Here is an 11,268-nt window from a genome sequence, read left to right as displayed (position 1 = left end):
CCCCCTGCCGCTCCTGCACGGTGATGCTCGCCCACTTCGGCGTACGCCCCGTCGACCTCACCACCGGTGCGACGGCCACCACCGAGAAGGGCTGAGCCACCACCCATGCGCCAACGAGCCGACATCCCCGCCCAGCAGGAACACGTCCCCTCCGTCCGCTTCCCCGGCCCCGTCGAGGCGGCCCTGCGCGAAGCCGGCTGGCAACCGGGCCGCTGGGACATCCGCCAGGCCGAGGAGTGGGCCGACGCCCTGCGCTCCCACACCTCACCCGCCGGACACCGGCACGCCGTCTTCCCGGCAGCGGTCGAAGCATGGGCCGAATTCGGAGGACTCCGCGTCACCGCCTCCGCACCCGGCCGCCAGATCGCCCCCGCCACCCTGCACATCGACCCCCTGCGCGGCCTCCACCTGGCCCGCACCCTCGGCGACCTGGGCCGCGCCCTGGAGACCGAGGTGGCCCCCCTCGGCGAGGAAGGGAACGGCCAGGCGGTACTCGCCATCGACAGCGAAGGGCGCGTCTACTCCGTCGACCACACCGGCGACTGGTACCTCGGCTCCGACATCGACCGCGCCCTCGCCACCCTCGTCACCGGCGCCCAGCCCACCCGGCTCACCCAGGCCACCTGAGCCCCGGACCCGCAGGACACCCCCGGCGCCCGGCGCCGACACGGTCGCGAGGCGCCCCGGCACCAAGGGGCGCGGGGTCACACCCCCGGCGCCGCCGACGCGTCCGGCAGCACCGCCGACACCCGGAAACCACCCGCGTCCGTCGGACCTGACACGAACACACCCCCCAGCCCCAGCACCCGCTCCCGCATCCCCACCAGACCGTTGCCCCCGCTCGGCAGACCCGCGTCCGCGGTGACACCGTCCGTCGGACCGTTCTCCACCTGCATCGCGACCTCCGCACCCCGGTGCGCCAGCCGGACCCACGTCTTCGCACCCGCCGCGTGCTTGTGCACGTTCGTCAACGCCTCCTGCACCACCCGGTACGCCGTCTGCTCCACCTCCGGCGCGTACCCGCGCAGCTCACCGTCGACCGACAGCTCCACCGCCATCCCCGCGTCCCGCGACTGCGCCACCAGGGCCTCCACCTCGCACAGCCGCGGCCCGTCCTCCGCCGCCACCTCGACGGGGGCCTCGACCGCCGTCCGCCCCACGGAGGCCAACGGCACCCGGCCACCCGCCGCCGGGGCCACCAGCGCGTCCCCGCTCCGCAGCACCCCCAGCATCTCCCGCAGCTCCGTCAACGCCTGCCGGCCCATGTCACCGACCAGCACCGCATTACGCACCGCCTTCGCCGGATCCTTCGGGGCCACCGCCTGCAACGCCGCCGCATGCACCACCATCAGGCTCACCCGGTGCGCCACCACGTCGTGCATCTCCCGGGCGATCCGGGTCCGCTCCTCCGTACGCGCCCACTCGGCCCGCTCCTCGGCACGGTCCGCCAGCAGCGACAGCTCCCGCTCCAGCGAGTCCGCCCGCTCCCGCAGGCTCTCCATCAGCCGGCGCCGCGCCCCGATGTAGAGGCCGAACAGCACCGCCGGCGCCGTCAGCCCCAGCGCCATGAACAGCGAGACCAGCGGGATGTACCAGCCACCCGGGCCGAAGTCCGTGTCCACGTGCGCGCTCACGCTCTGCCGCAGCCGCACATACCCCACGATGAACGAGCCGACGAACGTCATCCCCGTCAGGACGACGGTGATCCGGCGCGGCACGTCCGACGCGGCCAGCGTGTACAGACCGACGAGCGCCATCAGGAAACCCATCTCGGCCGGCGTCGTCGCGATCGACACCAGCACCACGGCGATCGGCCACCGGCGCCGCACGACCAGCACCGAGCCCGCCAGCAGCCCGAAGAGCACCCCGAGCGGCACCGGCAGCCCGGTGTCCTCGGCGAACCCCACCCCCTCCAGCCCGCACTCCAGCGCCGAGACCAGCGCCAGCCCCACGTCCAGGGCGACACCACGCCGCCGTTCCCACCACCAGTAGCCGCGGGTGGTCGCGCCCGCCGCTTCCTGGTCTGCCCCCGTTGCGGTCATGGCATCCAGCGTACGGGCGAGCGCATCCCTTTTTCGGGGGACTCCGCAAGCACAGGTGACCAGGGACCACGCCGCGATGATCAGCAGATCGCACGATCCGGTGAACCGCACACCCTTTCCCACCGGACGTCCGCATTCCGGAGGAGCGTGGCCGCATGACGAACACGGGTGGCCGGTACGCCGACTTCGAGGGGCTGCGGGAGAAGGCGGTGGCGCTGCGCCGGGAAGGGCACAGCCGCCGCCGGATCCGCGACCAGCTGCACATCCACAACAACGACATCCTCAACCGCCTCCTGGAGGGCGAACCCGCCCCGGAGTGGACGAGGCGGCCGAACGCCAAGGACGACCTGCGGGCGAAGGCACGGGAGCTGCGGCTCCAGGGGCTGACGTACGACGCGATCCAGGTGGAGCTCGGCTGCTCGAAGAGCTCGATCTCGCTGTGGGTGCGGGACCTGCCGAAGCCGGAACGAAGCCGGTCGGCCATCGAGCAGGCGCGGCTTGCCGGGCGAAAGCGATGGGATCACGAACTGGCCCTGCGCGATACAGAACGACAGCGCACCAAGGCGGTCGCCAAGGAGGAGATCGGCGCCGTCTCGGACCGGGACCTCTTCCTTGTCGGTACAGCTCTCTACTGGTCAGAGGGCGCCAAGGACAAGCCTTACGAGCGCCGCGAGACCGTCACCTTCATCAACAGTGACCCTGGAATGGTCGAGGTGTATCTCGCGTGGCTGGCTCTCCTCGGCTTCACCCGGGAACAGCTGCGCTATCGCCTCATGATCCACGAATCCGCGGACGTTGAAGCCGCCAAGTCGTACTGGGCCGACCTGATCGGGATCGAGGCTTCCGCCTTCCAGAAGACCACACTGAAGAAGCACAACCCGAAAACCGTCCGCAAGAACGTGGGCAGCGACTACCGGGGCTGTCTCATCATCCGGGTCCCGCAAGGCGCTGAGTTGTATCGTCGAATCGAGGGCTGGTGGAGCGGCATCGCGGAACAGGCCCAACTCCGCCTCAGGTAGGGTCTGACGCAGTAATCCGCCGTGGGGTAGCGGCATCCCGCAGGCCTTTGGAGCCTTGAGACGCTGGTTCGAATCCAGCCGGCGGAGCCCACGCGGTGCGGGCCCCGACCCAACAGGTCGGGGCCCGCACTCGTTTCGGGCCTGAACGCCCCCGGTATCCTGCGGGTGTCCACCACCCGAAGCCGAAGGGCACATCCGTGAGCACCACTAGCCCGGCAGCCGTCGTCGTCCTCGCAGCGGGTGAGGGCACCCGCATGAAGTCGAAGACCCCCAAGGTCCTGCACGAGATCTCCGGGCGCTCGCTCGTCGGCCACGTCGTCGCCGCCGCACGTGAGCTCGGCCCGCGCCATCTCGTCGTGGTCGTCGGCCACGCGAGCGAGCAGGTCACCGCGCACCTGGCCGCCGACGAGACCCCCGTGCGCACCGCCTTCCAGGCCGAGCGCAAGGGCACCGGCAACGCCGTCCGGATGGGGCTCGACGAGCTGGGCGGGACCGTCGACGGGACGGTGATCGTCGTCTGCGGCGACACCCCGCTGCTCTCCGGCGAGACCCTCTCCGCGCTCGCGTCCACGCACGCCGCCGACGCGAACGCCGTCACCGTGCTCACCGCCGAGGTTCCGGACTCCACCGGTTACGGCCGGATCGTCCGCGACGCGGCCACCGGTGCGGTCACCGAGATCGTGGAGCACAAGGACGCCACCGCCGCGCAGCGCGCCATCCGGGAGATCAACTCGGGGGTGTTCGCGTTCGACGGCCGGCTGCTGGGCGAGGCGCTCGGGAAGGTCCGTACGGACAACAGCCAGGGCGAGGAGTACCTCACCGACGTGCTGTCGATCCTGCGTGCGGACGGCCACCGGGTGGGGGCCTCGGTCGCGGGCGACCACCGGGAGATCCTGGGCGTCAACAACCGGGTCCAGCTCGCCGAGGCCCGGCGGCTGCTCAACGAGCGGCTGCTGGAGCGCGCGATGCTGGCCGGGGTGACCGTCGTGGACCCCGCCTCCACGCTGATCGACGCGACGGTGACGTACGAGGCCGACGCGGTCGTGCACCCGGGGACGCAGCTGCTGGGCACGACGCACCTGGCCGAGGACTGCGAGGTCGGCCCGAACGCGCGGATCAAGGACACCGCGGTCGGCGCCGGCGCCCGGGTGGACAACACGGTGGCGGACGGGGCGGAGGTCGGTCCGGGGGCCTCGGTGGGCCCGTACGCCTATCTGCGCCCGGGGACGCGGCTGGGCCCGAAGTCCAAGGCGGGCACCTACGTGGAGATGAAGAACGCCACGATCGGCGAGGGCACCAAGGTCCCGCACCTGAGCTACGTCGGCGACGCGACCATCGGCGACCACACCAACATCGGCGCGGCGAGCGTCTTCGTGAACTACGACGGGGTGGCGAAGCACCACACCACGATCGGGTCCCACTGCCGGACCGGGTCGGACAATATGTTTGTGGCGCCTGTCACGGTCGGGGACGGGGTCTACACGGCGGCGGGCTCGGTCATCACCAAGGACGTGCCGGCCGGGTCGCTGGCCGTAGCGCGGGGCCAGCAGCGGAATATCGAGGGTTGGGTGGCCCGCAAGCGGCCCGGCAGCGCCGCGGCGCAGGCGGCCCAGTCGGCGGTTCAGGAGCCCGGCGGCGAAAGCTGACCGGAAACAGGTGCGCCACAGGCGGCGTACCGTGATAGATGCTCACCCATTTCGGCTGGCTCGTCGCACATCGGGACACATGCGCGCGGTGCCAGATACACGTCTGAGGAGACTGTGCTGTGACCGGGATCAAGACGACCGGCGAGAAGAAACTGATGCTCTTCTCCGGCCGCGCCCACCCCGAGCTGGCCGAGGAGGTCGCACACCAGTTGGGTGTGGACCTCGTGCCGACGAAGGCCTTCGATTTCGCCAACGGTGAGATCTATGTGCGGTTCCAGGAGTCCGCGCGCGGTGCCGACTGCTTCCTGATCCAGAGCCACACGGCTCCGATCAACAAGTGGATCATGGAGCAGCTGATCATGCTGGACGCGCTGAAGCGTGCGTCCGCCCGGTCGATCACGGTGATCGTGCCGTTCTACGGTTACGCCCGCCAGGACAAGAAGCACAGGGGCCGTGAGCCGATCTCGGCGCGTCTGATCGCGGACCTGATGAAGACGGCGGGTGCGGACCGGATCCTCACGGTGGACCTGCACACGGACCAGATCCAGGGCTTCTTCGACGGTCCGGTGGACCACCTGTTCGCGCTGCCGATCCTGGCGGACTACGTGGGTGCGAAGGTCGACCGCTCGAAGCTGACGGTCGTCTCGCCGGACGCGGGCCGGGTACGGGTCGCGGACCGCTGGTGCGACCGGCTGGACGCGCCGCTGGCGATCGTGCACAAGCGCCGTGACAAGGACGTGCCGAACCAGGTCAGCGTGCACGAGGTGGTCGGCAACGTCGAGGGCCGGGTGTGTGTGCTGGTCGACGACATGATCGACACGGGTGGCACGATCTGCGCCGCGGCGGACGCCCTGTTCGCGCACGGCGCGGAGGACGTCATAGTGACGGCGACGCACGGGGTGCTGTCGGGCCCCGCGGCGGACCGTCTGAAGAATTCGAAGGTCAGCGAGTTCGTGTTCACGGACACGCTGCCGACTCCGGGTGAGCTGGAGATCGACAAGATCACGGTGCTGTCGATCGCGCCGACGATCGCGCGTGCGGTGCGTGAGGTCTTCGAGGACGGTTCGGTGACGAGCCTCTTCGAGGAGCAGGGCTGATCGCCCGGGGCCATCCTCTCCGGGCCGTCGCCCGGAGGTGATCCACTTTGGGATGCGGCCTCCCCGCCGGGTAGACTCAACGAGTTGCTCGGCGAGGGAGGCCGTTCTCATGAGGAATCGTGGGAGCCGGCGCTCCGTTATCGACGCGCTCTTCGTAGCAGGCCTGTCGTGGGCCGGGTGACCGTCAGATTTTCGTCACCTCACGAGGAGTGCACCATGGCCGAGATCAAGCTCGCCACCGAGGTCCGTACCGAGTTCGGCAAGGGCGCCGCCCGCCGTATCCGTCGTGCCCACCAGGTTCCCGGTGTGGTCTACGGCCACGGCGCCGAGCCGGTTCACATCACGCTGCCGGGTCACGCCCTGCTGCTGGCGCTGCGTACGCCGAACGTCCTGATCGGTCTGGAGATCGACGGCAAGGACGCCCTGGTCATCCCGAAGGCCGTCCAGCGCAACGCCATCAAGGGCGACATCGAGCACGTGGACCTGCTCACCGTGAAGCGCGGCGAGAAGGTCGACGTCGAGGTGGCCGTGCAGGTCGAGGGCGACCTGGCCCCGGGTTCGAACCTGCTCGAGTACGTGATGAACACGCTGCGCGTCCAGGCCGAGGCGACCAACATCCCCGAGTCCGTGACGGTCTCCGTCCAGGGCATGGACGCCGGTCAGTCGATCTTCGCCAAGGACATCCCGCTGCCGACCGGTTCCGTGCTGGTCGACGACCCGGAGGCCGTGGTGCTCTCCGTCGTCACCGCGCAGGCCGAGCCGTCGTCGGACGAGGCCGAGGGCGAAGAGGCCTGAGCCTCGTCGCACCTGCTTCACTGACGGGGCGGCGTTTCCCTTCCGGGGGTGCGCCGCCCCGTTTTCCGTCTGTGCCCCGTCGTCGTCCCGTCGTTCCACCGGTACCTATCACGAGGAGACCGAACGCTGATGTCCGATGCCACCGACCCCTGGCTGATCGTGGGACTCGGCAACCCGGGCCCCGAGTACGCGGCGAACCGGCACAACGTCGGGTTCATGGTCGCCGATCTGCTGGCGACGCGGATCGGCGGGAAGTTCAAGCGGGCGCAGAAGGCGCAGGCGCAGGTGGTGGAGGGGCGGATGGGTCCGCCGGGTCCGCTGAGCCGTCGGGTGGTGCTGGTGAAGCCGATGTCGTACATGAACCTGTCGGGCGGTCCGGTGACGGCGCTGCGGGACTTCTACAAGGTGCCGACGGATCATGTGGTGGCGGTGCACGACGAGTTGGACATCGACTACGGGACGCTGCGGTTGAAGCTGGGGGGCGGGGACAACGGGCACAACGGGCTGAAGTCGATGACGAAGGCGATGGGGCCGGACTACCACCGGGTGCGGTTCGGGATCGGCCGGCCGCCGGGGCGGATGCAGGTCGCGGACTTCGTGCTGAAGGACTTCTCGTCCGTGGAGCGCAAGGAGTTGGCGTTCCTGGTGGACCGGGCGGCGGATGCGGTGGAGTCGTTGGTGGCGGACGGGCTGGAGCGGGCGCAGTCGGCGTACAACTCCTGACAATTCTGTTGCTTCCTGGGTGTTTTCCGGCCACGAGTTGACCGGGGGTCGGGCTCTCCCCAAAGATCTGCCCCCATGAAGCGGAGTACGTCCCACCGGCTGCTGGACCACGGCCGTGTGTTCGCGGCCGGCTGTGTCGTCCTGTTGTTGCTCGTCGCGGGGGTGTGGGCGTCCTGGGGGACGGCGCATCACGTGGTGCTGGCCAAGGGCCGGGAGCACGGGACGATGTCGGTCACGGGGTGTGGTGAGGACACGTGTACGGGGTCGTTCTCGCCGGACGAGCGGTCGCAGCAGCGGGCCGGGGTGACGATCGAGCGGTCCGTCGCCGTGCGTAGGGGTGACCGTTTCCCGGTGGTGGTGAAGCCGGGGACGGGGGAGGTCGTGCGGACGGGTGTGCCGGGGTTCCTGCACGCGTGGTTGCCGTTGGGCGGTGCGTTGGTGCTGTCGGCCCTGGTGCTGGCGGGCGGGATGCGGCTGACGCGGACGGCGTGGGGTGCGGGTGTGGCGGGTGCGGCCCTGTTGGCGGCGACGTTCTTCGCGCTGTGAGGGCCGCACCCGCCGGTGCCCGGTCGGGGGTCAGCCGGTGTTGCGGAGGCCCGCGGCGACGCCGTTGACGGTGAGCAGCAGGGCCCGTGCGAGCAGCGGGTCGGGCTCCTCGCCGCGTTCGGCCGCCTGGCGCTGGCGGGCGAGCAGGGACACCTGGAGGTAGGAGATGGGGTCCAGGTAGGCGTCGCGGATGGCGAAGGTCTGCTGGAGGACGGGGCTGGTGTCGAGGAGTTCCTTGCCGCCGGTGACCTTGAGGACTTCCCGCACGGTGAGTTCGTGCTCGGCCTGGATGACGTCGAAGACGTGCTTGAGCTCGTCGGGGACGAGGGTGTCCACGTAGTGGCGGGCGATGCGCAGGTCGGTCTTGGCGAGGGTCATCTCGACGTTGGAGAGGAAGTTCTGGAAGAAGTGCCACTGTCCGTGCATTTCTTCCAGGACGGTGCCGAGTCCGGCTTCGCGCAGTGCCTTGAGGCCCGAGCCGACGCCGAACCAGCCGGGGACGATCTGGCGTGACTGGGTCCAGCCGAACACCCAGGGGATGGCGCGCAGTCCGTCGAGCGAGACGCCCGAGCCGGGGCGGCGGGAGGGCCGCGAGCCCAGGTGCAGGTCGGCGAGCTGGTCCACCGGGGTGGAGGCGAGGAAGTACGCGGGCAGGTCGGGGTCTTCGACGAGCTTGCGGTAGGCGGTGTGGGCGGCGTCGGAGACGGTGTCCATGGCCGCGTCCCAGCGGGCGAGGGCTTCGTCGGACTGGCGGGGCGCGGTGTGCAGGGCGGAGGCCTGGAGGGTGGCCGCGACGGTCAGTTCGAGGTTCTCGCGGGCGAGTGCGGGGATGAGGTACTTGTCGGAGATGACCTCGCCCTGCTCGGTGACCTTGATCTCGCCTTCGAGGGTGCCCCAGGGCTGGGCGAGGATCGCGTCGTGGGAGGGGCCGCCGCCGCGGCCGACGGTGCCGCCGCGGCCGTGGAAGAGGCGCAGGCGTACGCCGTAGCGGTGGGCGACGTCGCGGAGGCGGCGCTGGGCGCGGTGGATCTCCCACTGGGAGGTGGTGATGCCGCCGAACTTGGAGGAGTCGGAGTAGCCGAGCATGACCTCCTGGACGTCGCCGCGCAGGGAGACGAGGCGGCGGTAGGAGGGGTCGGCGAGCATCTCGTCGAGGATGACGTCGGCGGCCTTGAGCTCGTCGGTGGTTTCGAGGAGCGGGACGATGCCGATCTTGGCCCAGCCGCCGTGGAGGTCGATGAGGCCGGCTTCGCGGGCGAGGACGGCGGCGGCGAAGACGTCGTCGGCGCCCTGGCACATGGAGATGATGTAGGACTCGATGACTTCGGGGCCGAAGCGTTCGAAGGCCTGGGTGATGGTGTGGAAGACGCCGAGGGTCTTCTCGCCGGCCGCGTCGAGGGGTGCCGGGGTGGGGGCGAGGGGGCGGCGGGAGCGGAGTTCCTTGGCGAGGAGCTTCTGCCGGTATTCGCGGGGCATGTCGGCGTAGCGCCAGGATTCCTCGCCGAGGCGGTCGAAGAGCTGGCCGAGGGCGTGGTGGTGGGCGTCGGCGTGTTCGCGTACGTCCATGGTGGCGAGCTGGAGGCCGAAGGCGGAGAGGGTCCGGATGGTGCGGTCCATGCGGCCGTCGGCGAAGAGTCCGCCGCGGTGCTCGCGCAGGGAGGTCTGGATGAGGGCCAGGTCGTTGATGAGCTCGGAGGTGCCGAGGTAGTCGCAGCCGGGGCGGTGGGGGGTGCCGGTGGCGAGGCGTTCGCGGGTGTTGACGAGCTTCTGGCGGATGCAGGTGGCCTTGAGCCGGTAGGGCTCTTCGGCGTTGAGCCGCTTGTAGCGGGGGCTGATCTCGGGGAGGAGTTCCAGGTCGGTCTGGAGGGAGGTGAGGAGCTCGTCGGTGGCTCCGGTGTAGCGGATGGAGTTGGAGAGCAGTCCGCGCAGGTTGTCGATGAGTTCGAGGGCGTCGGTGATGCCGTGTTCGTGCTGGAGGATCAGGACGTCCCAGGTGACCTCGGGGGTCACGTTGGGGTTGCCGTCGCGGTCGCCGCCGATCCAGGTGCCGAAGGTGAGGGGGCGGGTGCCGGCGGGGAGTTCGACGCCGACGCGTTCGAGTTCGGCGGCGAGGTCTTCGAGGACGTCGCCGACGGCGTTCGCGTGGAGTTCGTCGAGGTAGTAGATGGCGTTGCGGGCCTCGTCGGCGGGCTCGGGCCGTACGACGCGGAGTTCGTCGGTCTGCCAGATGAGGTCGATGTTCTCGGCGAGGCGCAGGTCGTGGCGGCGGCGGTCGGCCTCGATGACGGGGGTTTCGAGGAGCGCGGCGATGCGGCGGAGCTTGTTGAGTACGGAGCGGCGGGCGGCTTCGGTGGGGTGGGCGGTGAAGACGGGCCGCACGTTGAGGTTCTTGACCGTCTCGCGCAGGTGCTCGGGGTCGGCGTCCTTGAGCCGGTCGGCGGTGCGGGCGAGCAGTCCGCCTTCGGCCGCCCGGCGGTCGCGCATCTCGTGGGCGCGGTGGACCTGCTCGGTGACGTTGGCGAGGTGGAAGTAGGTGGAGAAGGCGCGGACGAGCTGGGCGGCGGTCTCCAGGTCGGTGTCGCCGAGGAGCTGGGCGGCGGCTTCGCCGTCGGTGCGGGTGAGGGCTCGGACGCGTTCGACGAGGTCGAGGAGTTCGGGGCCTTCCTGGCGTACGAGGGTCTCGCCCAGGAGGTCGCCGAGGCGTCGGATGTCCGCCCGGAGTTCGGTGTTGGCGGCGGGTGTCTGGTCGGCACTGCTCACAGTGTGCGGCTCCTTGCAGTGGTGGGAAGAGGTGCGTCGCCAGGCGTCTCCCTGGAAGGTGGCCGCGGGAGACAGGTGAGCACTTCTGTCACAGGGTTCCGGGGGTCGTCGCGGTGCTCACGCCACCCCGGTCGTACGCAGAGTGCGGACCGCGCTGTCCGACCGTCCCAGGATAGGCGTCCGGGGTGTGGACGTGCCCGCAGCCCTGCGGAGTGGTTCGTACCGGGAGTGGGGGACAGATGTCACTTGGGTGGTGGCGGTGGTGGTCGCGTGTCGCGGGCGGTTTCGCTGCCATACTTACGTTGCCGTAGGTTACGGAAGCGTAGCCCGGTCATACCGTCATATTTTCCTCACCTCACGGGGGACTCCCCTATGGCAACCAGCCCGGATGTGCTCGAGGACGGCCTGCCGTCCGCCACCGACCCCGCTCCCTCCTCCGCCACGCTCGGCGGAGACAACAAGCGTTCGATCGAGCAGATCGCGCTGCTGCTGTTCATCGTGGTGCCCTTCGCCGCTCTGGTCGCGGCGGTGCCGCTGGCCTGGGGGTGGGGCATCAGCTGGCTGGACCTGTCCCTGATGGTCGTCATGTACTACATCGGCTGCCACGGCGTGACGATCGGCTTCCACCGCTACTTCACCC

Annotated in this window: 9 protein-coding genes, 1 tRNA gene and 1 pseudogene; 9 read left to right on the top strand and 2 right to left on the bottom strand. The window is 70.1% G+C overall.

The window, feature by feature from the left end:
* Positions 1-105: 105 nt before the first annotated feature.
* The gene (locus IH13_RS0120530) at positions 106-627 is read left to right on the top strand and encodes an SUKH-3 domain-containing protein (RefSeq protein WP_031086543.1); all 522 of its coding nucleotides are present in this window, start codon (positions 106-108) and stop codon (positions 625-627) included.
* A 77-nt stretch (positions 628-704) separates the two neighbouring features.
* Here IH13_RS0120530 and IH13_RS0120525 read toward each other — a convergent pair whose 3' ends face one another.
* Positions 705-2,042 carry a sensor histidine kinase gene (locus IH13_RS0120525; RefSeq protein WP_031086541.1) on the bottom strand — a complete coding sequence of 446 codons (1,338 nt, stop codon included), beginning with the start codon at positions 2,040-2,042 and terminating at the stop codon, positions 705-707.
* A gap of 155 nt (positions 2,043-2,197) precedes the next feature.
* Here IH13_RS0120525 and IH13_RS0120520 point away from each other — a divergent pair, with 155 nt between their 5' ends.
* The 7 genes from IH13_RS0120520 (at position 2,198) to IH13_RS0120490 (ending at position 7,868) form a co-directional block, all read left to right on the top strand.
* Positions 2,198-3,061, top strand: a complete 864-nt coding sequence (locus IH13_RS0120520) for a hypothetical protein (protein WP_031086539.1) — start codon at positions 2,198-2,200, stop codon at positions 3,059-3,061.
* 15 nt (positions 3,062-3,076) lie between these two features.
* Positions 3,077-3,148, top strand: a tRNA-Gln gene (locus IH13_RS0120515).
* 110 nt (positions 3,149-3,258) lie between these two features.
* Positions 3,259-4,707, top strand: coding sequence for a bifunctional UDP-N-acetylglucosamine diphosphorylase/glucosamine-1-phosphate N-acetyltransferase GlmU (gene glmU / locus IH13_RS0120510; protein ID WP_082317655.1), 1,449 nt, complete (start codon positions 3,259-3,261; stop codon positions 4,705-4,707).
* 119 nt (positions 4,708-4,826) lie between these two features.
* Complete coding sequence (locus IH13_RS0120505) at positions 4,827-5,804, top strand: ribose-phosphate diphosphokinase (protein ID WP_031086535.1); 978 nt, start codon at positions 4,827-4,829, stop codon at positions 5,802-5,804.
* A 216-nt stretch (positions 5,805-6,020) separates the two neighbouring features.
* Positions 6,021-6,599 carry a 50S ribosomal protein L25/general stress protein Ctc gene (locus IH13_RS0120500; protein ID WP_031086534.1) on the top strand — a complete coding sequence of 193 codons (579 nt, stop codon included), beginning with the start codon at positions 6,021-6,023 and terminating at the stop codon, positions 6,597-6,599.
* 129 nt (positions 6,600-6,728) lie between these two features.
* Positions 6,729-7,322 (top strand): aminoacyl-tRNA hydrolase, encoded by a 594-nt coding sequence (pth, locus tag IH13_RS0120495; protein WP_031086531.1) that lies wholly within the window; start codon positions 6,729-6,731, stop codon positions 7,320-7,322.
* A gap of 75 nt (positions 7,323-7,397) precedes the next feature.
* On the top strand, positions 7,398-7,868 hold the full coding sequence (locus tag IH13_RS0120490; RefSeq protein WP_031086530.1) for a hypothetical protein: 471 nt from the start codon (positions 7,398-7,400) through the stop codon (positions 7,866-7,868).
* Positions 7,869-7,898: 30 nt separating this feature from the next.
* Here IH13_RS0120490 and ppc read toward each other — a convergent pair whose 3' ends face one another.
* Positions 7,899-10,628, bottom strand: a complete 2,730-nt coding sequence (gene ppc, locus IH13_RS0120485) for a phosphoenolpyruvate carboxylase (protein WP_031086527.1) — start codon at positions 10,626-10,628, stop codon at positions 7,899-7,901.
* A 372-nt stretch (positions 10,629-11,000) separates the two neighbouring features.
* On the opposite strand from ppc, the pseudogene IH13_RS0120480 reads away from it, so the two are divergent.
* Positions 11,001-11,268: pseudogene (locus IH13_RS0120480) on the top strand (acyl-CoA desaturase); the annotation flags it as partial.

Origin of the sequence: Streptomyces sp. NRRL WC-3549, from assembly GCF_000721935.1 — a bacterium.
Lineage (GTDB): Bacteria > Actinomycetota > Actinomycetes > Streptomycetales > Streptomycetaceae > Streptomyces.
Note: the sequence above shows the minus strand (reverse complement) of the source record. Positions and strands in the feature narration are given on the sequence as shown.